Genomic DNA, 24,319 nt, shown 5'->3' with positions numbered 1-24,319 from the left:
ACATGGACGGCATCGACTTCGCGCGGGACGGCAGCCGGACGCCGCGCTGACGTGCAGCCTGCGTGCTCTGAACTTCGTGGTGGCCCGGCAGCACGTCTGCCGGGCCACCCTACGGTCAGTGGGTGTCGGTGCGCTGTTCGAGGCGGGTGCCGTTGCGAAGGGTGATCGACATCAGGTCGCTGGGCGCCTCCAGCTCCAGGCGGTGCCAGCGGCCGCGGGGCACGATCACGGCGGCGCCTGCCCGCAACCGCACCATGTCCTCGGCGCCGCCGGGCCTGTCGGGACGGAAGTAGAGGCGGATACCGCCGGTCAGGCAGCACACCGCTTCTTCCGCTTCCGGGTGCATCTCCCAGTGATCGGCGTGCACGTCGGCGTCGCTCTCGACATGGAACGTGGCGATCTGCCAGGCGCCGGAGCCGCTGCCCGTCATCTGCCGTTCGACGGCTCGGACGTCGCCGTCGGGGTGGAAATGCAGCGCCGAGGCGAACAGATCGACGGTGGTGGTCGTCATCATGACGGTGTTCCTTCCAACCGGTTCTGGGTGGGGGCGGTGGATTGCGGGAGAGGTGTGACGGCCCGGCGGCGCGGCAGCACGCCGATCGCCACGACCGTCGCGAGCACGAAAACGGCGGCGGCGATGGCCAGGCCCAGGGCGTAGCCGTCGTTGAGCGCAGCGGGGTCGGTGGACCTGCCGGTGTGGTGCGCGGCGATGGTGGCCAGCGCTGCCAGGCCGATGGAGCCGCCGAGTTGGCGGGAGCTGTTCATGAGGCCGGAGGCCATGCCGGCCTCGTGCGGGGCGACGCCGGTGGTCGCGGCGGCGGCGACCGGGGCCAGGACCAGTCCGGCGCCGACGCTGGTGACGAGGGACGGGCCGAGCACGTCGGTGAGGAAGCTGCCGTCGGGGCTGATGAGGGCGAACCAGGCCAGGCCCGCGGCGGCCAGCAGGGCACCGGGCACCAGGGACACACGGGGGGTGCGTGCGGCGGTGATGCGGGTCGCCACGATGGTTCCCGCGACCAGGCCGGCGGAGAACGGCAGGAATGCGATGCCGGTCGCCGCGGCGCCCATGCCCAGGACCTGCTGCATGTACAGGGACACGAAGTAGAACGCGGTGAACTGCCCGGCCGCGGCCAGGAACACCAGCACGTTCGCGCCGGCGACCCAGCGGCTGCGCAGCAGGCCGAGGCGCAGCAACGGTGCGGCGGTCCTCGACTCGGCGAGGACGAACATGCCCAGGAGCACAGCCGCTGCGGCGAGGGTCATCCACGTGGCCGGGGAGCCCCAGCCGAGGGTGTCGGTGCGGACGACACCGAGCACCAGCAGCCCGACTCCGCTTGTCGCCAGGACGGCGCCCAGCGCATCCAGCCTCTCGCGCCGGGCCGGTGATGCCCCGACAGGCACCCCTGCGGGGATGAGCGCGAGGGCCACTACGACGATGGGCAGGTTGATCAGCATGACCCAGCGCCAGCCCGCGTACTGGGTCAGCAGTCCACCTGCCAGCACGCCCAGCGCGCCGCCTGCGGCGTTCACCGCGCTCCACACCCCGAGCGCGCGGACGCGCCGGGGGCCTTCGTCGAAGGTGGTGGTGAGCATCGCCAGCGCGGCCGGCGCGGCTGCGGCGGCGCCCAGGCCCTGCCCGGCGCGGGCGGCGATCAGTTGCCAGGGAGCCTGGGCCAGCCCGCCCGCCAGCGAGCACAGCCCGAAGACGGCCAGCCCCAGCGCGAACGTCCGACGCCGGCCGTACAGGTCGCACGCGCGGCCTCCCAGCAGCAGGAATCCGCCGAACGTGAGCGCGTACACGTGGACGACCCACGACAGGTCGAGCGGCGCGAATCCCAAGTCGGCGCGGATCGCGGGTAATGCGACGTTGACCACGGACATGTCCAGGGCGACGACGAACTGGGCGACGGCGGCTGCCGCCAGCACCACTCCAGGTCTCCCACGAGAGTTTCTATACATGTAAGAAAAGTTAGCCCAGGGGGTGGCCCGTGTCGACACCTGGGGGATGATGGGGGCATGCCGCAACCGTCCGCACCACGCAAAGCCCTGGGCCGACCTCCCCGTATCTCCCGCGAGGAGATCATCGAGACGGCCCGCCGGATCGTGGCCGAGCAAGGAGTGGACCGGCTGACCATGCGGCGGCTGGCCACGGAGATCGGCAGTACGCCGATGGCGCTCTACCACCACGTCCGCGACAAGGAAGAACTGCTCGTCCTGCTGCTGGACGACCACGCCGCACGGACCCTGCGTCGACCCGAACCGCCCGCCCACCCCCGCGAGCGGGTCATCGCCGCCACCACCGCCATCCACGAGGCGCTCGCCGCCTGCCCCTGGATCGTGGAGGTACTGACCGCCGACGACCTGATGTCCACATCCGCGCTGTGGTTCGTCGAGCAGATCGTCGACGGCCTGGTCGAATGCGGCCTCTCCCCCGACCGGGCCGTGCACGGCTACCGCGCGATCTGGTACTACACCGCCGGAGAGATCGTGGTCAGGACGACAGCGGCCCGACGGCGCGCGGACGATGACCGTGCGACCTACCGCGAACACGTCTTCGCCGAACTCGACCCGAGCGAGCTACCCCGCTTGGCACAGGTCGCGGACCGCTGGGCACCGCTGACCGCCGAGGACACCTACCTGGACGGGCTCCGGGCCCTGCTGAACGGCCTTCTCGCCAGCCGCTGACGACGTGCCGCCGGGCCACCGGCCGGACACCACGGCTCTCCTCCGTGCCGCCGAACTGAACGACGTCGCACGGTCCGCGCTCGACCACGGCGTGACCGTGCGACGCGGCCAGGGCTACACCTTGCGCGTCAGCGTGCTCATGACTGGCACCCGGCACTGAGCGGAAGCCGGTTGCCACACCAAGATTGACTATTGGCGGCCTTCGGGCTCACCCGGCGATACCCCTTCGCCTCCCCCCTCAGCCAAGATCGGCAATCGATCGGGCATCACCCACCGGCGGCAAGCACCTCTTTGGCCCGGGCCACGAAAGCCTCGCAGGCCTGTTCGGCAACCTCGCCTCGGGTGAGCATGTCCTCCCGATCAGAGGTGAAGATGATCTCGCGTGTCTTCACCTGGATCTCCGTAGCCTGCTCTGCGAGGCGCTGCGCGTGCGGGCCGACAGCTACGAGGCGGAGCCGGTAGAGGCTGCTACGGACCTCGACGTGGAGTCGGTACGACTCAGCCCGGGCGGCGAGAGCCGCCTCGGAGTCGGGCACCGCCTGATGGCTTGTCCATCGGTCGTACTGCGCCCGCCGGTAGTCCTCCGCCAGTGCGATGAAGTCAGCACATGCGTCAAGGAGACGTTGGTGGCTTCGCTCTTGGTCAGCGCGGGCCGCAGCCCGAGCTGCCGTCTTCTCCTGGTAGCGATGCGCGACGACAGCACCGAGCAATGTCCCTAGAACGGCGATAGCGGCCGCGATAATCCCCGACACAGCGACCAGCTCAGCACTCATCAGTCCTTGCCGGACAGAGCGCGAATCAGCCACCACCATCCGGGCGTGGAGCTCGAGGCTGTGGTCTCGCCCGGACCGCTTGTCGGTTCGCGGCGAGATGGCCCAGCCAAGCAAGTCGGAACCCTTGGCGGATGCCTCCGCGACACCCACCCCACCAGCGAACCCACGCTGCGACTCTCCCTCGAGCAGTTCGCCTTCCACCCCGCCGACCAGCGGTCGGAAGGAACAGCGTGCGGTAGCGGGCGGCGGCGGTGTGGCTGACCTGGAAACGTTCCGCTGCCCGTCGCACGGGCCAGCCGTCGTCCACGACACAGCGGGCCAGCCGCAGTCGTCCGGTCTCGGTCAGCGGGGCATTACGGTGGACCACGGGGGCGCCACCGAACAGCACTCCTCGACATCGCCGCCGAAGGGCTTCAGGAGGTCTACTTCAAGGACCGCGGCCGCCGAGCTGGCGGTCTCCCGGTGGAGTTCACCGACGTCGAACACATCAAGTTCAAGCCTTAGAACAATGGTCGACGCGGACGGGCCGACAACCCAAGGGTCGTCGGCCCGTTAGGCACTCTCCGGCGGATCAAGCTTCGGGGTCGAGGGTCCGGAGGTCGTAGAGGTAGGAGCGGTCGTCTTTGAAGCTGCGCCAGACGGTGGCCGGGGGTTCGGGTTCGTCAGCGTGGTCATTGAGGGGATGAGCGGTGACGAGGCCGTCGGCGATCTCGCAATGCCAGCCGTCGGTCGGCGACCAGACACACCACACGTGCCCGTCCGTTCGGCGGTAGGCAGGGCGGCCGTTGTGCTCGCCGTCGCGTTCGAAGTGGTAGCGGAGCCCGTCCATGTGGCGAACGAAGGTGAACGATGCGAGTGCCGTCATACTTTCGGCACTGTATGGGACGACGCTGCTGGCGGCGAAGCAGTTCTGGGCGTCACCAGATGCAGGACGTTTCTCACGGACGGAGCCAGAGCCGGGCTGCGGCGACGGCCAACACCGCGTTCGGACTGCGTGCCCAGGGCACACCCAAGAAGTTCGTCACGTCTGAGGCCGTTTCCCTGCACACCGAGCGACCCGCCGGCAGCCCCCGCAACGTCTGGGCGGGAACCGTGCGCGAGATCACCGCCACCGGCAGCCGCCTGCGCGTCCTCATCGCCTCGGAGACCACAGCGGACACCGTCGCCGAGGTCACCCCGCAGGCCGCCGCCGAACTCGGGCTCGCCGACGGCACACCGGTCTGGTGCAGCGTCAAGGCCACGGAGATCACCCTCGTCGCCCTGTGACGGCACCGGGCAGCCGTCAGTAGACGTCTCGTACGTACCGCTTGTCGGCGGCCAGGCGCCTCACGAAGGCGTCCGCCTCGTCGGCGGCCATGGCTCCGTGCGTACCGACGACCTCTTTGAGGGCCTGGTCGACGTCCTTGGCCATGCGTGCCGCGTCCCCGCAGACGTAGAAGTGGGCACCGTTCCGCAGCCACTGCCACAGGCAGGCTCCGTTCTCGCGCATCCGGTCCTGGACGTAGATCTTGTTCCGCTGGTCCCGGGAGAAAGCGAGGTCCAGCCGGTCGAGGTGGCCGGACTCCGTGAAGCCTTCGAGGTCGTGGCGGTAGTAGAAGTCGGTGGCTTGGCGCTGTTCGCCGAAGAAGAGCCAGTTGGGCCCGGTGTGGCCGCGGGCCCGGCGGTCTTCGAGGAATCCGATGAACGGGGCCACGCCGGTGCCGGGTCCCACCATGATCATGGGGGTGGCGGGGTCGGCCAGTCTCGTCGAGCGGCGCTTCGCGCGCTCGGGGCCGAACACCGTGGTCGCAGGCCAGTGGCCGGACCGGGTGATCGGCGCACAGGACGTGGTCGTGCTCGACTTCGAGTCGCTGTTGGCCCCGTACGAGACGGGCTTCGCCCGGACCGTGGCCGTCGGCGACCATCCAGCACGTCTACGGCTCATCCACGACCTTGCGGTCGTGGCCACCGCCGCGCGTGACGTCTTCCGCGCCGACACGGCCATCACCGGCCGCGCTCTCCACACGGAGGTCCAGGCCATGGCCGCCAAAGCCGACCGGGCCCTGGGAGCCTGGCACGTCGGCCGACTGACCAGCACCGCACCCGCCACGCACGCGGAGACGACCCGGCTGGAGGCGTTCATCAGCCCGGAGAACACCCGCCCGCTGCGCCGGACAGTGGAGGAGGGGTGGCGAGCGCACTGGATCCTGGAGATACGCCTCGTCGACGAGTGCATGGGCCACGCCGCCGTACATACCGAGCTGCTCGACCTCGTCTGACGCGCGGGAGGCGGCCGGCCGTACAGAGGACACTCGGCCTCCGTAGGCTGCCAGACCTGGTCGCGGATCGCTCCGGGGGCGAGCCAGCGCGTCGGCCTACTCGTCATCGTCCTCCTGGTACGAATGGCGTCTCCCCGTCCACGGGTCGGCGATGTTGTGGTAGCCCCGCTCCTCCCAGAAGCCACGCCGGTCCTGGGTCATGTACTCGATCGCGCGCAGCCACTTCGGCCCCTTGTAGCCATACAGGTGCGGGACGACCAGGCGGAGCGGAAAGCCGTGTTCGGCCGTGAGCGGCTCGCCGCCATGGTGGGTGGCCATCAGGGTCCGAGCGGCGGTGAAGTCCGCCAGACGGAGGTTCGCGCTGTACCCGTACTCCGCCCATGCCATGACGTGGGTGACCTCCGGGGCCGGCGGCGCCAGCTCCAGCAGGACTGTCGCCGGCACGCCGAAGAACTCGTGGCCCGTGGTCGTCGTACCCGATGCGCAGTGGAGATCCGCGGTGATCGTCGTCGAAGGAAGGGCCATGACCTCGTCGAACGTCCAGGAGTACTTCTCACCTGTCGCCGTGGCCCCGAACACCTGCAGGCTCCACCGGTCGGCCCGGAACCGCGGTACGGGCCCGTAGTGGGATACCGGCCAGCCCCTGACCGTGCGCTGCCCCGGAGGAAGAAGTTCGCCCTGCACAAACACCCCAGCTTCACCCATCAACAAACTTGCATCAGCAAGCCTAAGCCGACTTCAAGCTCGCATATGCAAGCCATTGTGGCACCTGCACTTCTCGAGGCATCGAACTGACCCACCGGACCGCGGTCGACATCGGCGAACCGCTCCCCCGCGACCCGATGCCGCGGCCCCAGGCCCACTGCCGTCGGAGCTTGAAGCCCGAAACCGGTAAGCACCGCCGGCAGGACAGCAGGTCTGCCGACTCCTCTACCGGGTCCGCGCACACCGAGCGGATCTCCTTCAGTAGCCGGGGGCAGTGCCCGCCGTACGTGCCCAGGGCGTGCCACACCGCGTCCAGCGCCGCCTTCAGGGGGTCGGGGTCGGCTGCGGCGAGCACGGCGGGCAGGGCGAAGTGCGGCTGTGAGATCCGCTCGGGGCCGCGGGGAGTGCCGGAGGCGTACAACGCCACCGGGGCGTGCGCCACGCCCTCGGCCGATACCGGCCTGTCGCCAACGGGCGCCGTCGGCAGGAGCGCGCCCAGTCCCCGGCCGAGGCCCCGCCGCCCCCGCCCGTCGCCCCCGGGATTCGCGGCCGGGAAACGCGGCCACCCCGCCAGGGCCTACCAAAGGGAGATCGACAGCCTCCGCCGTGCACTCGAAGACTCAGGCCGCGCTCTTGCGCCGCGGGCGCGGCTCGGCGTCGAGGAGGACGGACAGGCGCCGGCCGTCGGAGGCGGCGTCGGTGGAGCACGACTCGACGGTCCGCAGGGCCGCGACGTCGGCGAGGACGGACAGGTCCTCGTCGAGGCCGGGCATGTGTGAGAGGACGACGACCAGGATCTTCTGGTCTTGGTCGGCCAGGTGCACGCTGATCCTCTTCCCGCGGTCGGCGACCGCAGCGGCGACGAGGGCGCGCACGGCGGCCTCGAGGTCGCCTTCGTCGAGGAGCGGGTAGCCCCAGGCGCGCACGGTCACCACCGCCTGGGCGGCGGCCTTGCTGGGGGCCCACTGATCGGAGCGGAACGTGAGGCCGGCGGTGCGCCGGTTGCGGACCGTCATCCGGGGTGAGGGGAGCCCGACGGCGGTCTTCGGTTTCGTGTCGGGCTGCGGCCGGGGCGCCTCGACGGGCTTCTTCGAGGGAGTCGGTGTCTTCGGCGGATAGGTGGGCGGCAACTTCGGTCCCCGGGACTGCACTTCGCTGCTCATACGGCCACGCTACGCCTGACGACCCCAGCCTCGCAGGAGGGCCTGAGAAGACATGCCGGCTTCCCGGGGGGCCGGCGCGATGGATTGCCACGTCCCGCCTCGCAGCACGGCTCCCCCGACGTGAGCCGACGGATCTCCGCCGGGGTGGCGTGCGCGTCACCGGCAAGGGCGGCGAGCACCCGGCGGATCCTCGATCACCGCGGGGGAGGTGTGCGTGAGCGAGGAATCGGTGGGGATCTTGGGGCGCGAGAAGCGGCTGGCACGTTGGGAGGCGATGCTGTCCGGCTACCCCGCGGGGCCGGGACGGAGGCATGCCGAGGCGATTCTGCCGCCGGGTGTGTTCCTGCACGCGGCGTCGCGGGCGGAGCAGGGCCTGGAGCCGACCGATCTGGAGCGGGCGGCTCTGGGGCCGCTGCTGGAGGTGCTGGGGGACGAGGACCACGTGCGTCGTACGGAGCATCCCCGTGAGCGCCAGGCCGCAGAAGGTCACTAGTCCAGACAACCGCAGCTGCTGAGCGTCGGCGATTCGGCCAACCGGGTCCTGGACGTGCGCTCTTGCCTGGCAAGGGTCGGTGCACCACACACCTTCGAGAATCCGCTCAACTCCAGGGTGCGCGATCCGTCCGAAAGCGCAGGTGTTCGAAATCGGTGCCGCGTCGTTGAGCAAGGCAGCACCACCACCACGGCCACGAGGGGGAACACATTGACGTCACTCAAACCGGCAAGCGATGGGGTCGTAAGCCCGCCGCAGGCCGGAGCCGCGGACGGCATCTCCGATGCGGAGCGCGAGTTGTACGGCGGCCGGCTGCGCTACGACCAGTCCTTCGTCCGGCATGAAGGCCCGCTGACCAGGCTGAAGTTCGGGCACATGGCGGCCGCGCTGCCGCGCATGGTGGGCATGGTTCTGCGCACCGGCTGGAAGGCGGATCGGCGCGCGCTGATGGGGGTCGTGGCCGCCGAGCTCGGGCAAGGTGTGGCGGCCGGGTGGGGGCTGGTGGCGGTCAACGGCGCGCTCGCGCAGTTGTTCGCCGATGGTCCGACCGTGGACAAGCTCCGTGATGCATTGCCGTCCCTGATGGTGCTCGCGGTCGCCGCGGTGGCCACCGCGGTGCTGTCGGCGTGGTCGACCGCCATGTCGGGCCGGCTGGAGCCCCAGGTGGAGCGGGCGGTGTCCGCGCGGTACTACACGGCCGTCACCGGTGTGGAGGTGGAGGCGACCGAACGGCCGGAGGTCCAGCGGGTTCTGGAGGCGGGGAAGTTCGGCACCGATTCGGCCCGCAGCATGCTGCGGCTGTCGGTCGGCGTGGGCAACGTGGTCATCGGCATGGCCGCGGCCGCGGTCGTGCTCGCGGCGCTGCACTGGGCGCTGTTGCCGATGCTGCTGGCGATCGCTCTGCCCAAGGGCTGGGGCGCGGTCCGTTCCGCGCGTCGTGACTACCTCTCCCGGATGGCCTGGGTCGATCACCGCCGGGCGATCGCGTCCCTGCTGGCCTACCTGACCCGCCCGCACGCCGCCGGTGAGATCCGCGTGCACGCCGCCGGTACCAAGCTGCTGTCCAGCTACGAGGAGATGTCGAGGCAGACGGAGGCCGAACAGCGGCGCCTGGCCCGGGCCCAGGCGTCCACGGACTTGGTCGCGGGCGGGTTCGCCGGCGTGGCGTCGCTGGCCTGCTACGGGGTGCTGTGGTGGCTGCTGTCGACAGGCGGTCTGCCGCTCGCCGTCGGCGGGACCGCGGTGATCGCCATCCGTACGTCGACGGCGCGCCTCACCTCGCTGGTGCAGCAGGTCAACCGGCTGTACGAGGAGCTGCTGTTCCTCACCGACACCGAGGACGCGATCAAGGTGGCGGGCGAGAACGCGATCCCGCGCACCGGTGCGCCGCTGCCCGCGCCGGTGCGTGAGGTGAGGACGGAGGCCGTCTCGTTCACCTATCCGGGCGCCGACGGCCCTTCCCTGAAAGGCGTGAGCGTGAGCGTGCCGCGGGGAAAGGTCACGGCCCTGGTGGGTGCGAACGGCTCGGGGAAGACCACGCTCACGAAGGTGCTAGCCGGGCTGCTGCTCCCGGCCGAGGGGGACGTGTGGTGGGTGGGCGAGTCGGGCGAACGGGTCGAGCTGCGTGAGGCGGACCGCACCCAGGTCTTCGCCGAAGTCGGTTTGCTGGCGCAGGACTTTCCGCGCTGGGAGATGACGGCGGCCGCGAACGTGGCCATCGGCGCCGGCGACCGTCCCCGGGACATGGACCGTGTCCGCCGAGCCGCCGGAGAGGCCGGTGTGCTCGAGCTGGTCGAGGGGCTGCCGCACGGCTGGGACTCGATCGTGTTCAAGGGCTATGAGCGGGGTGTCCAGCTCTCGGGGGGTCAGTGGCAGAAGTTGGGGTCCGCTCGAAGTCGCTATAGGCAGGCGCCGTTCCTGCTGGTAGACGAGCCGACCAGCGCCCTGGATCCCCATGCGGAGATCGCCGCGTTCGAGGGGCTGTGGTCCCTGGCCGAGGAGGGGCACGCGGTCGTGCTCGTCACCCATCGGCTCGCCGCGACCATGCACGCCGACCACATCTACGTCCTCGATCAGGGGTGCGTCGTCGAGGACGGCACCCACGAGGAACTCATGGCCCGCAAGGACGGCCTCTACCAGGGCATGTTCACCGCCCAGGCCGCCCAGTACGGGATCGCGCCGGCACCCGACGGCGTTCCCGGCCCCCGCGACGCCCAGCCGTCCGGCCAGGAGTCGCCGAGCTGATCCACCATCCACCCGCGCGCCCCTCCGTCAGCCTGTCCGCCACCCCGCTGTCCCACCGACCTGTGAGGTCCTCTTGCCGCCCTCCCGCGCACACATCCGCGATCTCGTCACCGCCTACCTGGAACGGAACCCGGCTGAAGCGCTGCTGCTGGAACCCCTGCTGCGGCTGCTGGACGATGACGCCGAGCCCACGAGCCGCTCGACCGTGCCGGGGCACATCACGTGCAGTGCGGTCGTCGTCGACCACGACCGCCGGGTCCTGCTCGTCCACCACAACACCTTCGGGCTGCTGCTGGCACCCGGCGGGCACGTCGAGGCAGGTGATCGCTCGCTGCTGGAGACGGCGCTGCGCGAGGTCCACGAGGAGGCCGGCATTCCGTCCGGCGCCCTGTGTACCACCGCCGCCTACGGGGACCTGCCCATCGACATCGACGTCTTCGACATCGACGCCAACCCGGCCAAGGGCGAAGGCGCACACCAGCACTGGGACTTCCGCTTCGTCTTCCATCTGGTCGACCGGGACGTCGAGGTCACGGTGCAGCCGGAGGAGGTCTCGGCCCCGCAATGGGTCACCTTCGACAAGGTCACGGCCCCGAAGCTGCGGGCGAAGCTCACCGCGTCCGGGCTCGAAGGCCGCATCGAGCCGGTCAACGCCTCGGCGCTGTTCGGCGACGGGCTCGGCCGCTACCTGCTGCACCTGCGCGATGACCTCCCCGGCATCCGGGAGCCCGGAGCCTGGGCGCTGCCCGACGGAGACCGCGAGCAGGACGTCGTGGAGCCGTTCGCCGTCGAGCTCGCCGCCCGCGGTACGACGGCGCCCCAGGGCGGAGCCGCCGGGCCGGACGGGCCGAAGGCGGGCGGCACCAGCGTTCCGCACATCGTCGGCGTCCACCTCTACCTGGAACACGAAGGGCAGGTGCTGCTCGGCCTGCGCCACCCCGACTCCGCGTACGCCGGCGGCACCCACCACTTCCTGGCCGGCCATTGCGAGCAGGAGTCCGCGGTGGCCTGCCTGGTCCGCGAGGCGCAGGAAGAGGCCGGGCTGGTCATCGACCCGGCCGACGTCGAGCTCGCGCACGTGGTCCACATGGTCGACAAGCCCGGAGACCAGCCCAGAGTCGGGTTCGTCTTCCGCGCCCGGCACTGGACCGGGACGCCCGAGGTCCGAGAGCCGGACCGTTGCGTCTCCTGGGGTTGGTGGCCCGCCGACGCCCTTCCGGAGCCGATCGTCCCCTACACCCGAGCGGCGATCGAAGGCATCCGAGCCGGACGTCCCTACACCGAGCTCGGATGGACCTGACCGCCCCGCGCTTCCCGCCCGCAGTCCCGGTCTCCCTGCCGAAGGAGTCGTTCGTGGCCGATCCCCTCGTACCGCCCGCCCATGCCGGGGTCGTCCTTGAGGAGAGGGGGGCGGCCGCGAGGGCGGAGATGGTCGCCGGGCTGGAGGCCGCCGGCCATCTCCAGGCGGGCCCGGTCCGGGACGCGTTCCTCGCGGTGCGGCGGGAGGTGCTGATGCCGCAGGCGTACGTGAGGCGCAGCGCCCCCGAGGAGAGCCCGCCGTGCTGGGATCTGCTGGACCTATTCCGTCCGGCCGACCGGGAGGAGTTGCTGGAGCGGCTGCACAGCGGGAACAGCGTCGCGATCCAGCACGACGGCGAGCCGATCCTCGGCCGCGTTCCCGGGCCGCGCCGCGGGGGCGTGATGACCGCCATGTCGAGCACGATGAGCCTGACCGCGCACCTGCTGCAGCACCTGGACCTGCGGCCCGGGCAGCGAGTGTTGGACGTGGGGACCGGCGCCGGGGTGACCGCGTCGGTGGCCTGCTTCGTGTGCGGCGACGAGGGCGTCGTCACCCTCGACATCGACCCGCACGTCACCGCGGCCGCCCGCGAGCGGCTGTCCGCCCTCGGCTACCGACCGGCCGCGGTGACCGGGGACGGCACCACCGGGTGGGCCGGTGCGGGACCGTACGACCGGATCTTCGTATCCTTCGCCGTCCGCCACGTGCCGCAGGCCCTGGTGGAGCAGCTGGCACCGCGCGGGCGCGCCCTGATGACGCTCGGGACGTCCTCGCCATCGTGGCCGGGCTTGGCCGTGGTCGAAAGACGGCCGGACGGGACGGTGGAGGCCCAGTTGCGCGCGGTCGAGTTCGGTCACCGTGCCGGGGCCGGCTTCGACCGGCTGTTCCTGTCCGCCTCGTTCCGCTCAACGATCACCACGGCGGACGGGTGGACGCAGCGCAGCCGGCTTGCGCCGCCGCCCGACATGGCGCGTGGCCTGTGGCTGGCCCTGGATCACCTGTACCCGGGGCTGGTACGCGACTTCGGTGCCGAGGACCTGACGATCGGCGCGCCCGAGTGCCGGTCGTGGATGCGCGTGCAGCCTGTTGGCCATCGCCGGTGGGACGTGACGGCCTCGGGGCCCCGGGACATCTGGGCGGAGATCCAGGACGTCGCAGGCCGGTGGCGGACGGCCGGTGAACCGGACGTCTTCCGGCTCCACTTCGACGGCGACCGCATCCAGCGGGCCACCAGCCCGAACGGCACCCTGACCTGGCACCTTTCCCCTGGTGAGACTGGAGATGCACGATGACCCGCCCCGCCCAACCGGCCTCTGCGACGGCTTCGGACGAGGCCCTGTTCGGGCCTGAGGCCGCTGACCACGCTCGCTACCGTCCCGGGCTTCCGGACGCCGCGGTCCACCTCCTGGCCGCCACCCAGCACGGTGTGCCCGCCCCCGTCCTCCTGGACCTGGGGACCGGCACCGGCCAGGTGCCGCGCTCGCTGCTGCCCGTCCTGCCCCGACTGGTTCACATCGACCTGGTCGACGTGAACGGGGCGATGCTGGAGGCGGCCCGCGCCGCACTCGAACCGGTCCGCGGAGGGCGCACGGTCGACGTCTTCACCGGCGCCGCCCACAAGGAGGCCGACTGGACGACCGCCCTTCGGGAACTGATCCAGAGCTACCTCGGCAAAGACCGGCGCGCGGGCACCGGCGGCACGTACGCCGGGCCGGGCCGCTCCTACGAGGACGACCTGGCCGACTCGGCGTTCAGCGAGGTGACCGAGCACCGCTTCCCCGTCTCCCGTGCCTGGGCGCCCGAGGACGTCCTCGGCTACCTGCGCACCACCAGCTTCGCCCGCCCCGCCCTGTTCGCCGGACGCCATCACACGTTCGAGGCCGCGGCGCTCCGGCTGCTCCAGGACCACGCCGCCGGCGGCGTCCTGGAGGAGGACACGGTGTTCACCGTGCTGCTCGCGCGCCGCCCCGGCGGTGACGCGTGAGCAGCACCCAGCGGCACACCGAGCCGCTCGACGTCCACCTGATCGCCGCCGACCCACGCTGCGGGCTGTCGTGCTCACCGCGGTGGGCGGCCGAACCCTGCACGGCACCGCTCACCCGCCCGAGCAGCAGCGCCGCATCCTCCACCGCATCGGGAAACTCGCGGCGGCTGTCTACCGAGCGCGGCCTGAGCACCCTGGCCCGGCTGCGCACCGAACAGCACCCCTGACCCGCATCCCGCCCGCCATGAGGAGCAGCACGTTGACGTACACAGCCCGCGAGGAGTGGGAGCAGCCCTACGGCGAGGGGAAGGGGTGGCGTCGGCTCGGTGAGCGCGAACAGCAACTCCTTGCCGAGCACGCCCCGGTGCCCGAGGGCGGGGGCCGGGCCCTGGACGTGGGCTGCGGGACCGGGGAATTGGCCGTCCACCTGACCAGTGCGGGCTACGCCGTGGACGCCGTCGACCTCACGGACAGCGCGATCGCCCGAGCCCGCGACGAGCACGCCGACGTCAAGGGGGTGTGCTGGCTGCAGTTGGACATCGAGCACGACGACCCGGACCCGCTGCACGAGGCGGGGTACGACCTGATCACGCTGCGGCTCGTGTACCCGTTCCTGAGGGATCGCGGCCGAACCGTTCACGGGCTGGGCGAACGGCTGCGTGACGGCGGCGCCCTCGTCGTCATCACCCCGATCGTCGAGAACACCCCTGCGGAGCGGCGCGGGATCGCCCTGGACGAGGACGAGATCACGCTGCTCCGTGCCGGTTGGGAAACGGTGGAGCGGCTGGACGCGGACGGTCTGGCCCTTCTGGTCCTGCGCGGGCCGTGCCACCTCGCGACCCGGGCCTTGGAGAAGAGGCCGACCACCGGCCACGCCCTGACCGGCACGCTTGCCGTCGTCACCGACGCCACCGGCCGGGTCCTGCCGGGCCGCTCTCGGCGCGGCATGCTCGAGCTGCCCGGCGGCAAGAGCACCGGCCCGCCGGCTTGGAGGGCTTCGCCGCCGCCGCAGTGCGCGAACTCATCGAGGAGACTGGGCTGGTCGCCGATCCGGCCGACGCGCATGTGGTGACGATGCTGGTCGACGACAGCCACGGTGTCCCGCGGCTCACGGCCGTCGTCCGCATCACCGCTTGGACGGGCACCCTGGCCAACCCCGTGCCGGACAAGTTCGACCGCTGGGAGTTCTTCGACCTCCACGCCCTCGCCTGCGTCGGGGACGTGTTCGTCCCGGCCGCTCTCGCGCTCGATGCCGTGTGGCCCGGCGTCATCCCCGGCCTGGTGCCGGCGACCTCCTACTCCATCGCCGCCGACCAGCCGCCCGTGCCGGGGGAGCCGGCCGAGGCGGCCAGGCTGCGCGCGGAGATGGCCCAGATGGTCATCGACGGCGGCTGGGCGCCCTGCGCGCCGGTGCAGGAGGCGCTGCGGACCGTGCCCCGGCACCGCTTCGCACCGGAGGCGAACCTCCTGGCCGCGTACGACGGCGGCGACCGGGCCGTCATCACCCGCTACCACGATGCCGGAACGGCGATCAGCGCGGCGTCAGCGGCCCTCTCGTGCGGCGCGGCGGCTTCGACGCCGCCGTGATCACCTACAACTGCTGGGACATCGCCCGGCCTGGCGGGAGCAGCCGGCCGAGGACGGCCGCCCGGTCCTGCCGCTGGAGATGGGCGGATACACCGGAGCAGTCACCTTCGAACGCCACGGCGAGGTGCTGCGCGCACGCCACTTCACGTACTGCGGATTCGTCCGCGACCGAGGGCAACAGGCACGCGCCATCCCGGTCCTCTCCCTCCTCGACGGCGGGCTGACGCTCCGCTTCGAGCCCGGCACCGCCGCCGCCGATACGACGGGCTTGGGGGAGGCGCTACGCGGGCCGCGGCACGAGGTGGCCACAGGCGTGACCATGGGAGCGAACGCCTACTCCGGTTCCCTGCAGCTGTACGCGGCCACCACCCTGTCCGGATTCCGTCGCCTGGCCGCCCACCAGGAACCGGACGAGGGTGTGACCGCAATCGCGAAGGACCGCGACGCCACCGCGATCGTCGGCTACGACTCCCTCGCCTACCTGATCCACGTGAAGAGCAAGGACGGCGACAGCCCGCAGGACAAGGAGTACTGCCGCCTGGTGCTCCGCTGGCCCGGGCGTGACGTGCCGCAGCCCCGACCTGTTGAGCACTCCGGGGCCGACATCGTGACGGAGGGGACGGTGGAACGGGCAGCACCCGAGGCGGTGTTCGTCGCACCGACAGAACCTGATGATCGAGAACGGATGCGGCGCGCGCACGCGGCAGCCGCCCGGCAGTTCCAGGTGGCCGCGACGGGCCGCGAGGGGTGGGGGTGGCAGGGCCGCACCCTGGGGCGCCGAGCCGGAGACTGCCGGCTGCGCGTCGTCTCCGCCGAGGTGGACAAGGCGGGCGGACGGCCCTGGGAGGGGACGGCGGCCGCGGACACGCACGTGGCCCGGTCGGTACCGCGGCCGCGGCTTCGCGGCGTCCTCGACTGGACCTCGCGTGACGTCGCCCACCGGGCCGAGCTCACCGAGTACGTGTCCGTCCCACCGGTCACCCGGGCACTCCCGCTCATGGTGGACGGAGCTGAAGTGCGCGCTCGGCACCCTCACGACGGTGCCCACCGACCGGAAGTCCGTACGGCAGAACTGGGTCGACCGGAACTTCCGCCGCTTCCTCGGCACCGCCCCCCATCCGGATCCGTGAGACGACGATCGGGCACGCCGACCCGCACTGGGCGAACCTCACCCGCGCACCCCTGGTTCTGTTGGACCGGGAGAGCTGGGGCCGCCTGCCCGCCGGCTACGACCTGGGGCTGCTCCACGCGTACTCGCTCGCCGCACCCGCGACCGCCGCCCGGATCCGGAGCGAGTTCGCCCACGTCCTGGACACGAACGCCGGCCTGAGCGGCGAACTCGTCGCGCTCGCCCCAGCTCCTCCGGGCATGCTCCCGCGGCGTCCACCCCGGCCTCGCCCCGCTCATCGCCCGCCGGGCCCAAGAGCTCACCCACACCCCTGTCCCCACGCCCTGACCGGCCCGGAGGCCGCCATGACGCAACCGACCGCCGCTCCCTCCCTGCTCGGAGTCTTCGCCCACCCGGACGACGAGTCCCTCCTCGCCGGCGGTGTGCTCGCCCAGCACACCGCCGCCGGTGCCCGCACCGCGGTCGTCACCGCCACCTGGACGGCCGACAGCCACCGAGCGCCCGAACTCGCCGACGCCCTGAACATCTTGGGCGCCGGAGCCCCGCGGCTGCTCGGCTACGCCGATGCCCGCAACCCCGCCTCGGCGCCCGGCGGCGCGGCACGCCTCGTCGACGCGCCCCTCGACGAGGCCGTCGGCCGCCTCGTCGGACACATCCGGGAGGTCCGGCCCGACATCGTCGTCGGCCACGACGCCCTGGGCCAACTCACCGGGCACCCGGACCACCGGCGTACCCACCAAATCACGCTTCTCGCTGTCGGGGCCGCCGGTCTGCCGCATCTGTACCCGGAAGCCGGGGAGCCCTGGCAGCCTGCCGCGCTGTACGCGGCCACGCACTCGGAATCCGGTGTGGGCCGCCTCGGCCCGCTCCTCCAGAGCGTGGGCAAGACGCTCCTCGCCATGCCGGACGCGTACGTGACCACGACCGTCGACGTCTCACCATGGGCCGCGGTGAAGTGGGCCGCGATCCGCGCCCACCGCAGCGAGGTCGCCCGCCCGCGGCCCCTGCCCGGCCTTCTCGCCCGCCTACCCGAACCGGAACGCACCGAGATCGTCGGCACCGAGCAGTTCACCCGGCTCCCCCTCGGCCCCGCCCCGTGCGCCCCGCACAAGCTCGTCGCCTGACCGGCCCAGCACCCGTCAGGTCCCGCCCACACGATCGGAGACCGTAGGAGCGGACCGTGTGCGGCAAGACCCGCGCGGACAAGCACTTCCTCCACCCGGACGTCGGCAGCCTCCACTTGACCCGCCACGCCTTCGACGTGCGCGAAGCCCCCGGCCAGCAGCTGATCGTCTACCACGCCGACCCCGGCAGCCCGAGCTCCGAGGCCCTCCGCCTGCTCGGCTCCATGCACGCCACGTCGAAACCAGCGGGACATCCGGGGACTTCCGGTTGCGTCCGGCGGGGTTTGGGGCGAGGCGACCTCCTGCTCGGCGGGCGATGAAGCGCGGCATGCGCGTTGCCCCGCCCGGTCAGCAGGCACAGGGTGTGGGCGGCTTCGTCCAGTTGGGCCCGGCCGCCCGGGTCGTCCGGAGCTGCCAGGGGGCGTCGCCGGGCCGCGCGGAGCGCCCCGAGGGACCCGCGCAGCCTCCTGGAGGCCTACGGGAGAAGCGCCGGACGACCGCGGGCTTCGGCGGAACCGGACGGACTTCGGCCTCGGACGCATGAAGTGCGGGCGATGAAGCATGTGCGGAGGATGGAATGCGTCATTTACGAGCTGGAATCGGGCCGGTCGGAGCATGTGGAATGCGAGCTGCCGGAGGACGCCTGTCGCGCGGCCCTCAAACGGTTGCGGAACCTGGGCGACGGCACGTTCGCCTGGGTCCGGCTGGCAGACCCCTCGGAGGACGAACTGGTCCAGCTGGCCGGGGAACTCGCCCTGCACCCCCTGGCCGTCGAAGACGCGCTCAACGGACGGCAGCGCCCCAAGCGCGAGCGGTTCGGCGACGTCCTGGCCGTGGCGCTGAAGCCCCTGCAGTACGTAGAGGGGGACGCATCCGTGGAAACCGGGGACATCATGATCTTCGTTGGCCCGCGCAGCGTTCTCACCGTGAGCCACGGAACGATCGACCCGTGCGCCGAGGCAGCGCGCCGGCTCGACGCCGATCCGCGGATGCTCCACCTGGGGCCCTGGGCCGTGCTGCACGCCGTGCTGGACGTCGCGGTCGATGCGTACGGCGACGCCGCCCGGAGGGTGCGCGCCACGCTCGACCGACTGGAGGACGAGGTGTTCTCTACTTCCCGCGTCGACCACACCCAGAGGATCTACTCCCTCAAGCGCGAAGTCCGCGAGTTCCGTGATGCCGTGCAGCCGCTCGTCCCGGTCCTCCAGAGCCTCCTCGGCAGCCCAGGGGCAGAAGGCCACCTGCCGGAGATCGCCCCGTACATCCGTGACGTCGCCGATCACCTGCACCGCACCGACATCGAGGTCCGTACCCTGGACGAACTTCTGGACTCCGTTCTCGGTGCACAGCAGGCCCGCGTGGGCACCTGGCAGAACGACGACATGCGGCGCATCTCCGCCTGGGCGGCGATCTTCGCGATCCCCACGATGGTCGCCGGCGTGTACGGGATGAACTTCGAGCACATGCCGGAACTCGGCTGGACCTACGGCTACCCCCTGGCCCTGGCCCTCATGGCCCTCGCCTCGGGCGCCCTCTACCGTGCCTTCCGCCGCAACGGCTGGCTGTAGGGCCCGGCGCAGGATGCCGACCTCAGCCTCAGCACCTCAGCCCACGCCCTGTGCCGAGGCCGGTGGCGTCGGCCCGGCCGCGGCCACAGCCGTGCGGAAGGGAGGACAGGATCGTGCGCGCGGACATGAGGAGCGATCCACTGGAAAGCCGCCAGGTATGACACACATACCGACGCCGGGCCCCGACAGGGACGACACGCAGGAGCACACCGGCCGCGAGGTCACGGCCGGCCCGGACCCACAGGTGGAGGAGCGCGCGCCCGACCGGCTCACCGACCTGCCCAGGCGGTCCTGGGAGGCCGTGCTGCGCGGCACCGTGCAGGAGTTCAAGGACGACGAGCTCGCCGACCGGGCCGCGGCGCTGACCTACTACGGGATCCTCGCGCTCTTCCCCGGCCTGCTCGTGCTGGTATCGATGCTGGGCATCGCCGGAAGGTCCGCAACCCAGCAGGTCCTGGACAGCCTGCAGGAACTCGCCCCCGGCTCGGCCCGGGACGTGATCAGCAACGCCGTACAGCAGCTGCAGGGCCACTCCGGAGCCGGGTCGCTGCTGGCGGTCGTCGGCCTCCTCGTCGCCGTGTGGTCGGCATCCGGTTACATCGCCGCCTTCATCCGCGCCTCGAACGCCGTCTACGACATGCCGGAGGGCCGTCCCGTGTGGAGAGTCCTCCCGCTGCGTCTGGCCCTCACCGTCACGCTGATGGTCCTGGCCTGCGCCAGCGCGCTCATCGTCGTCTTCTCCGGCTCCCTGGCCCGTCAGGCGGGCACCGCCCTGGGCATCGGCGACACCGCCCTGAGGGTGTGGTCCATCGCGAAGTGGCCGGTGCTGGTCCTCTTCGTCACGATCATGATCGCGCTCCTGTACTGGGCCGCACCGAACGCCAAGGGCCGCGGCTTCAAGTGGGTGACGCCCGGCAGCTTCCTGGCACTTCTGATCTGGATGATCGCTTCGGCCGGCTTCGCGTTCTACGTGGCGAACTTCGGCTCCTACAACAAGACCTACGGCACCCTCGCCGGCGTGATCGTCTTCCTGGTGTGGTTGTGGATCACCAACCTCGCGATTCTCCTCGGGCTGGAGTTCGACGCGGAGCTGGTCCGGCAGCGCGCCATCGCCGGCGGACTGCCCCGGGGCGAGGAGCCGTACGTCGAACCCCGCGACACTCGTCAGTGGAGCGATGAGGACCGCCGCCGGCTGGGGTGACCATGGCGCCGTGACCGGGTCGGGCACCGGGTCGCCGCCGCAAGCGTGGCGCTCGCAGCCGCAGGCCGGGGCCCCGCGTGCGGCACCCCGTGGGCCCGGGTGCGGCCCCCGTGCCGCAAACACCCGCCGGCGCCAGGTGGTACCTCACACACGGGCGGCCGGCCACGCCGGCACTGCCGGCAGGCCCAGGACGACGGCGCCGGTCGTATGGAGCGCCTGCCGGCCGGCCGGCGGTCGAGGCCATGAAGATGCCGGACCCGGGTAGGGGCACGACGTGAGTGACAAGCAGCAGGACCGGTCGGAGGCCGCGCGACTGCTGTCCGGGCTGAGTGTGGATGCCCGTCGGCCCGAGCAGCCGGTCCTGCTGGACTCCTCCGGCGCTCCCCTGCGCACCTGGCGGGAGAACTACCCCTACAGCCGCAAGATGCGGCGGCGGGAGTACGAGCGGACCAAGCGGGTCCTGCAGATCGAGCTGCTGAAGTTGCAGCGCTGGGCCAAGGACACCGGTGTCCGCCTGGTGGTGATCTGCGAGGGCAGGGACGCGGCGGGCAAGGGCGGCACGATCCAGCGGTTCACCGAGCGGCTCAACCCCCGGGGCGCGCGGATCGTGGCTCTGGACAAGCCGGGCGAGCGGGAGACGGGGCAGTGGTACTTCCAGCGGTACGTCGCCCATCTGCCGGCACCCGGCGAGATCGTCTTCTTCGACAGGTCCTGGTACAACCGGGCCGGCGTCGAGAAGGTGATGGGGTTCTGCACTCCGCAGCAGTACGGGCTGTTCCTGCGGCAGTGCCCCGTCTTCGAGGAGATGCTGACGCAGGACGGGATGGTGCTGGTGAAGTTCTGGTTCTCGGTGTCCCGCGCCGAGCAGCGTACCCGTTTCGCGATCCGGCAGGTCGATCCGGTGCGGCAGTGGAAACTGTCGCCCACCGACCTGGCGTCCCTGGACCGCTGGGACGCGTACACCGAGGCGAAAGTCGCCATGTTCCGTGCGACCGACACCCCCCACGCGCCGTGGACGGTGGTCAAGAGCAACGACAAACGGCGAGGCCGGCTCGAGGCCATGCGCAGCCTGCTGTGGCGCATCGACTACGACCGCAAGGACCGGAAGGCGGTCGGACGGCCCGACCCGCTCATCGTCGGCGCCGCCGACACCCTCCTCGAAGCGGGTGAGGCACCCACAGACCTCTCCCCCACCCCCTTGGCCGGACCACCGCTGGGCCCCGGCCTCCACCCCCCGCCACAGCCACCCCACCCACCCGACCGCACCTGACCAGGCCCGCACCCGCACCCGCACCCGCACCCGCACCCGCACCCGACGACGGTGCCCTACCGACCCGCACGACGCAGGACGCCCAGCCCGCCCGACTCCACCGGCCCTGGCACACCCCGACCGGTGTGTTCACCGTGCAGCGGCGGACGGCCGGCGGCTTCGTGGGCTTCGGCCTTCGCCGCCTCCAGGGCCCTTACCCCGGCACCGCTCTGCGTGCCTACGCCCATTCGGGCGGATGCCCGGCCAGGATGGAGGCCCCGAAGCGCCCGGGCCTGCGGGCGGAAGGAGAAGCACATTGACCACCCTGGGCATCCAGCGCTGCGGCGCCACGGTCCTGGCCTGCATCAGCGGGCACCTCGACGATGAGACGGGCACACAGCTCCAGCGCGCTCTGGAAGGCGTCACCGGCGACGAGCGGGACCTCATGGTGGACGTCCACTTCATGACGTCCATGGACGCGGACGGCCTGCTGCACCTGCTGGACCTGCACCGGCGCGCAGAGCTCCTGGGCCTGCGCGTCCTGGTGGTGGGCTGGCAGCCCCGTCCCCAGTACTTCATGGCCGACGTCGCCGGCATCCCCGGCCCCGGCACCGCCACCGGGGAACGCTTCGCGCTGGCGGGCTTCCGCCGCCTGATCGAACAGCGGGCCCAGCGCGCACGGAACCTGGACGATTTCACGGCCGGATGGCTGCCGCGTTCGTAGGGGCCGCGGCTGTTTCCCCGTTCCTAGTCGTCCCCGCTGCTGGTGCCGTTCAGACCCCGGCGCCGCTTCTTCCGGGAGCGGCGCACCTGCTCGCCCGCGGCAAGCGTCACGGCGGCCACGGCACGGGCCCACCGGGGCCCGCCGCGCTCCGCCCACACCACACATGCGCACCCGCCGACGGCGAGTGCCACAGCACCGAGCAGCACCAGAACGATCATGTGTTTCCCACCTCTGCCTTCAGGCGTACGATCCGGCAGATCATCTCAGGCCGCAAGGAGCGTTCAGGCCGGTGTCTTTTCGACATCACCGCCGACGTACGCCACGGGGTCCGGTCATTGGCCGGCGTTCTCGACGAGGCCGGCCAGGCGCCGGTTCGACGGCCGGTATCCGGGAGGGACCCGCGCACAGGGTGCCCGGTGCGCTGCTGGGTCCGGGACGGCGCGGTGGACCCGCAGCGACCGTGTGACGCGTCTGCCGATCAGGCTTCCGGTGTTCGTCCTGCCCGCCGGGCGGCATGGGCGGACCGGGCTGCCGCGGCATCCGTGACGTCCAGGAAGACCTGGTCCAGCTCGGGCCAACGCCGCTTCAGCTCGGTGCGGACGCGGAGCATCGCGTCCTCGACGGCCTCGCTGTCGTACCCGGGGTTCAGGTCGATGCCGGCGGAGAGGACCCGCACCTCCTCGGCCAGCCCGTGGCAGGCGCTACGTGCGGCCCGCCGTACCTGGAGGACGGCACGCAGCAGTGAGAACCGCTTGCCGTAGCCGAAGGGGTGCCGCTCGTCGGCCGGGCGCCTGCTGCGGCGGACCGACGCGAGGAGGAACACCTCGTTGAGGCTGTCGGCCACCGAATGGGCGGCCTCCGAGAGCAGGGCCGGCGACCCGGCGACGAACCCTCCCACGGCCTTGGCCCCGCAGATCACGAGGTTCGCCTCAAGGGCAACCCGGACCGTGACCCGCGTCTCGCCGCCTCGTCCGGCACTCGTTCTCGCGGGCGGCGCCTGCCGCTGCGGGCCGTCGGTACGGCCGCCTGCGGAGTCCGGACGTGCGACGGCAATCCGCTCCTCACCCCGACCGCGGTGCTCGGCCGCTCCCGCGCGTCCCTCTCGCAGGTGCTCGCTGCGCCGCGGTTCAAACATCGCTCCCGCTGCGCCGGGGTCGGAGCGTCGCGTCGTGCAGCCGCCGCCGGGCGGAAGGAGGAGGTGGCGACACCGGACCTTGCGGGTCCGCTTCTTGCGGCCGGGTGTGGGTAGCCGGGCGGTGACAGCAGCGCGCGGCAGGTGGACGAGGAGGAGCGGTGATCAAGCAGGAGCAGCTGGCGGCCATGGCGGGGTGTGCGGCGTATGCGAAGGAGGGCCAGCGGGTCGGTGGAGTGGAGTACGTCCTGGTGGACGACACCACCGGCAGGCCCGAGTGGGTGCGGATCACCGACCGGGCATCCGGCCTGGGCGGGGTGTTCGCCCCGTTGCGGCACGCGCTGCTGGAGCAGGAGCGGCTGGTGCTGCCGTACGCCGTCTCGCTCATCGAGCGGGCTCCGTGTGCGGCGCTCGACTGCGGGAGCGTGCTGACCGTGGCGGAGGAGCAGCGGTTGTTCGCACACTACGGGCTGGTGGACGTACGGCAGGAGGTGAACGCCGAGCAGGGTTCGGGCTGGAGCGGGATGGACCGGGCAGGCACCATCCGCGAGGGGACCGAGGGCCGGGAGCCTCGCGTGTCGCGGCTGCGGACGGCGCAGCCCGGTCGTTGAGCGGCTGAGCCGGGGCGGGGCGGCGTATCCCGGCCCGCCGCTCCGCCGCCGGCGGGCGGACGGGGCCCGGGACGCCGTCGGCCGGGAGCCCCGGGCCGCGCCGTAGCCGTGGCGGAAGGCACCTCCGCGGGCTGCGGAAACCGGCGTGCGTCGCTCCGCCGATCGGGGGCAGGCGAGCCGCATGGCGACCGATCCCCTGGGCGCAAGCCGCCCGCGCTACCCGTCCGGATCCGGAACGATCCTGCGGCGACTGCGCCGCCTCCTGCCCGAGTCGCCCCGGTCGACCGACCCGGCACTCAGCGGGCCCGCGGCGGTCGCCCCGCATGCGGCGCGGCCGAAACCCGGGCCGGCCGCCCGCGGGTCCGGCCCCCGCCGCCCCGCCCTGTCGG

24 protein-coding genes and 6 pseudogenes are annotated in these 24,319 nt (G+C 71.9%); 19 read left to right on the top strand and 11 right to left on the bottom strand.

Annotation, left to right across the window (positions count from 1 at the left end; genetic code table 11):
• Positions 1-115 precede the first annotated feature (115 nt).
• Both ACIRBY_RS31995 and ACIRBY_RS31990 read right to left on the bottom strand, forming a co-directional pair.
• The gene (locus tag ACIRBY_RS31995) at positions 116-511 is read right to left on the bottom strand and encodes a cupin (RefSeq protein WP_403907465.1); all 396 of its coding nucleotides are present in this window, start codon (positions 509-511) and stop codon (positions 116-118) included.
• Complete coding sequence (locus tag ACIRBY_RS31990; protein WP_403907263.1) at positions 511-1,959, bottom strand: MFS transporter; 1,449 nt, start codon at positions 1,957-1,959, stop codon at positions 511-513. The genes ACIRBY_RS31995 and ACIRBY_RS31990 overlap by 1 nt, the downstream gene beginning before the upstream one ends.
• A 57-nt stretch (positions 1,960-2,016) precedes the next feature.
• Here ACIRBY_RS31990 and ACIRBY_RS31985 point away from each other — a divergent pair, with 57 nt between their 5' ends.
• Positions 2,017-2,685, top strand: coding sequence for a TetR/AcrR family transcriptional regulator (locus ACIRBY_RS31985; RefSeq protein WP_403907260.1), 669 nt, complete (start codon positions 2,017-2,019; stop codon positions 2,683-2,685).
• 266 nt (positions 2,686-2,951) lie between these two features.
• Here the strand turns inward: ACIRBY_RS31985 and ACIRBY_RS31980 are convergent, their stop codons facing one another.
• Positions 2,952-3,458, bottom strand: a complete 507-nt coding sequence (locus tag ACIRBY_RS31980) for a hypothetical protein (protein ID WP_403907258.1) — start codon at positions 3,456-3,458, stop codon at positions 2,952-2,954.
• Positions 3,459-3,693: 235 nt separating this feature from the next.
• Positions 3,694-3,825 (bottom strand): annotated as a pseudogene (locus ACIRBY_RS31975) (IS481 family transposase); the annotation flags it as partial.
• Between the two features lie 20 nt (positions 3,826-3,845).
• On the opposite strand from ACIRBY_RS31975, the pseudogene ACIRBY_RS31970 reads away from it, so the two are divergent.
• Positions 3,846-3,962 (top strand): annotated as a pseudogene (locus tag ACIRBY_RS31970) (XRE family transcriptional regulator); the annotation flags it as partial.
• A 67-nt stretch (positions 3,963-4,029) separates the two neighbouring features.
• On the opposite strand, the gene ACIRBY_RS31965 reads toward ACIRBY_RS31970, so the two are convergent.
• Positions 4,030-4,323, bottom strand: coding sequence for a hypothetical protein (locus tag ACIRBY_RS31965; RefSeq protein ID WP_403907255.1), 294 nt, complete (start codon positions 4,321-4,323; stop codon positions 4,030-4,032).
• Between the two features lie 155 nt (positions 4,324-4,478).
• Between ACIRBY_RS31965 and ACIRBY_RS31960 the strand changes: the two are divergent.
• Positions 4,479-4,724: pseudogene (locus tag ACIRBY_RS31960) on the top strand (TOBE domain-containing protein); the annotation flags it as partial.
• A gap of 16 nt (positions 4,725-4,740) precedes the next feature.
• Here ACIRBY_RS31960 and ACIRBY_RS31955 read toward each other — a convergent pair.
• Positions 4,741-5,196 (bottom strand): annotated as a pseudogene (locus ACIRBY_RS31955) (reductase); the annotation flags it as partial.
• Between ACIRBY_RS31955 and ACIRBY_RS31950 the strand changes: the two are divergent.
• Complete coding sequence (locus tag ACIRBY_RS31950) at positions 5,138-5,716, top strand: M24 family metallopeptidase (RefSeq protein ID WP_403907253.1); 579 nt, start codon at positions 5,138-5,140, stop codon at positions 5,714-5,716. The pseudogene ACIRBY_RS31955 and the gene ACIRBY_RS31950 overlap by 59 nt on opposite strands.
• Positions 5,717-5,812: 96 nt before the next feature.
• Here ACIRBY_RS31950 and ACIRBY_RS31945 read toward each other — a convergent pair whose 3' ends face one another.
• Complete coding sequence (locus ACIRBY_RS31945) at positions 5,813-6,421, bottom strand: molybdopterin-dependent oxidoreductase (protein ID WP_403907250.1); 609 nt, start codon at positions 6,419-6,421, stop codon at positions 5,813-5,815.
• A gap of 620 nt (positions 6,422-7,041) precedes the next feature.
• Positions 7,042-7,584, bottom strand: coding sequence for a hypothetical protein (locus ACIRBY_RS31940; protein ID WP_403907248.1), 543 nt, complete (start codon positions 7,582-7,584; stop codon positions 7,042-7,044).
• 214 nt (positions 7,585-7,798) lie between these two features.
• Between ACIRBY_RS31940 and ACIRBY_RS31935 the strand changes: the two genes are divergently transcribed.
• The 10 genes and pseudogenes from ACIRBY_RS31935 to ACIRBY_RS31890 all read left to right on the top strand — a co-directional run.
• Complete coding sequence (locus tag ACIRBY_RS31935; protein WP_403907245.1) at positions 7,799-8,077, top strand: hypothetical protein; 279 nt, start codon at positions 7,799-7,801, stop codon at positions 8,075-8,077.
• Positions 8,078-8,389: 312 nt separating this feature from the next.
• Positions 8,390-10,321, top strand: a complete 1,932-nt coding sequence (locus ACIRBY_RS31930) for an ATP-binding cassette domain-containing protein (protein WP_403907464.1) — start codon at positions 8,390-8,392, stop codon at positions 10,319-10,321.
• A 73-nt stretch (positions 10,322-10,394) separates the two neighbouring features.
• On the top strand, positions 10,395-11,621 hold the full coding sequence (locus ACIRBY_RS31925) for an NUDIX domain-containing protein (protein WP_403907242.1): 1,227 nt from the start codon (positions 10,395-10,397) through the stop codon (positions 11,619-11,621).
• Complete coding sequence (locus ACIRBY_RS31920) at positions 11,612-12,913, top strand: protein-L-isoaspartate O-methyltransferase (RefSeq protein ID WP_403907239.1); 1,302 nt, start codon at positions 11,612-11,614, stop codon at positions 12,911-12,913. The genes ACIRBY_RS31925 and ACIRBY_RS31920 overlap by 10 nt, the downstream gene beginning before the upstream one ends.
• Before the next feature lie 134 nt (positions 12,914-13,047).
• Complete coding sequence (locus ACIRBY_RS31915; RefSeq protein ID WP_403907237.1) at positions 13,048-13,605, top strand: hypothetical protein; 558 nt, start codon at positions 13,048-13,050, stop codon at positions 13,603-13,605.
• Positions 13,602-13,832, top strand: coding sequence for a hypothetical protein (locus ACIRBY_RS31910; protein ID WP_403907234.1), 231 nt, complete (start codon positions 13,602-13,604; stop codon positions 13,830-13,832). Before ACIRBY_RS31915 ends, ACIRBY_RS31910 begins: the two co-directional genes overlap by 4 nt.
• 32 nt (positions 13,833-13,864) lie before the next feature.
• Positions 13,865-14,677, top strand: coding sequence for a class I SAM-dependent methyltransferase (locus tag ACIRBY_RS31905; protein ID WP_403907231.1), 813 nt, complete (start codon positions 13,865-13,867; stop codon positions 14,675-14,677).
• Positions 14,617-15,192, top strand: coding sequence for a hypothetical protein (locus tag ACIRBY_RS31900; protein ID WP_403907228.1), 576 nt, complete (start codon positions 14,617-14,619; stop codon positions 15,190-15,192). Before ACIRBY_RS31905 ends, ACIRBY_RS31900 begins: the two co-directional genes overlap by 61 nt.
• 1,473 nt (positions 15,193-16,665) lie before the next feature.
• The gene (locus tag ACIRBY_RS31895; protein WP_403907225.1) at positions 16,666-17,445 is read left to right on the top strand and encodes a PIG-L deacetylase family protein; all 780 of its coding nucleotides are present in this window, start codon (positions 16,666-16,668) and stop codon (positions 17,443-17,445) included.
• A gap of 53 nt (positions 17,446-17,498) precedes the next feature.
• Positions 17,499-17,693, top strand: a pseudogene (locus tag ACIRBY_RS31890) (transcriptional regulator); the annotation flags it as partial.
• Here ACIRBY_RS31890 and ACIRBY_RS31885 read toward each other — a convergent pair.
• Positions 17,615-17,863, bottom strand: coding sequence for a hypothetical protein (locus tag ACIRBY_RS31885; RefSeq protein WP_403907462.1), 249 nt, complete (start codon positions 17,861-17,863; stop codon positions 17,615-17,617). The pseudogene ACIRBY_RS31890 and the gene ACIRBY_RS31885 overlap by 79 nt on opposite strands.
• Positions 17,864-18,017: 154 nt before the next feature.
• On the opposite strand from ACIRBY_RS31885, the gene ACIRBY_RS31880 reads away from it, so the two are divergent.
• The 4 genes from ACIRBY_RS31880 to ACIRBY_RS31865 all read left to right on the top strand — a co-directional run bounded on the left by ACIRBY_RS31880 (position 18,018) and on the right by ACIRBY_RS31865 (position 22,187).
• Positions 18,018-19,013, top strand: coding sequence for a magnesium and cobalt transport protein CorA (locus ACIRBY_RS31880; RefSeq protein WP_403907222.1), 996 nt, complete (start codon positions 18,018-18,020; stop codon positions 19,011-19,013).
• A 157-nt stretch (positions 19,014-19,170) separates the two neighbouring features.
• Positions 19,171-20,214: a YihY/virulence factor BrkB family protein gene (locus ACIRBY_RS31875; protein ID WP_403907220.1), complete on the top strand. Its 1,044-nt coding sequence runs from the start codon at positions 19,171-19,173 to the stop codon at positions 20,212-20,214.
• Between the two features lie 274 nt (positions 20,215-20,488).
• Positions 20,489-21,484, top strand: a complete 996-nt coding sequence (gene ppk2 / locus ACIRBY_RS31870) for a polyphosphate kinase 2 (RefSeq protein WP_403907218.1) — start codon at positions 20,489-20,491, stop codon at positions 21,482-21,484.
• Positions 21,485-21,779: 295 nt separating this feature from the next.
• Positions 21,780-22,187, top strand: coding sequence for an STAS domain-containing protein (locus ACIRBY_RS31865; protein WP_403907215.1), 408 nt, complete (start codon positions 21,780-21,782; stop codon positions 22,185-22,187).
• Positions 22,188-22,210: 23 nt separating this feature from the next.
• Here ACIRBY_RS31865 and ACIRBY_RS31860 read toward each other — a convergent pair whose 3' ends face one another.
• On the bottom strand, positions 22,211-22,405 hold the full coding sequence (locus ACIRBY_RS31860) for a hypothetical protein (RefSeq protein WP_403907213.1): 195 nt from the start codon (positions 22,403-22,405) through the stop codon (positions 22,211-22,213).
• A 529-nt stretch (positions 22,406-22,934) separates the two neighbouring features.
• A pseudogene (locus ACIRBY_RS31855) lies at positions 22,935-23,322 on the bottom strand (cation diffusion facilitator family transporter); the annotation flags it as partial.
• Between the two features lie 158 nt (positions 23,323-23,480).
• Between ACIRBY_RS31855 and ACIRBY_RS31850 the strand changes: the two are divergent.
• Positions 23,481-23,930 carry a hypothetical protein gene (locus ACIRBY_RS31850; protein ID WP_403907210.1) on the top strand — a complete coding sequence of 150 codons (450 nt, stop codon included), beginning with the start codon at positions 23,481-23,483 and terminating at the stop codon, positions 23,928-23,930.
• Positions 23,931-24,319: the final 389 nt, after the last annotated feature.

It is taken from the genome of Streptomyces sp. NPDC096136 (assembly GCF_044763325.1).
Classification (GTDB): domain Bacteria; phylum Actinomycetota; class Actinomycetes; order Streptomycetales; family Streptomycetaceae; genus Streptomyces.
Note: the sequence above shows the minus strand (reverse complement) of the source record. Positions and strands in the feature narration are given on the sequence as shown.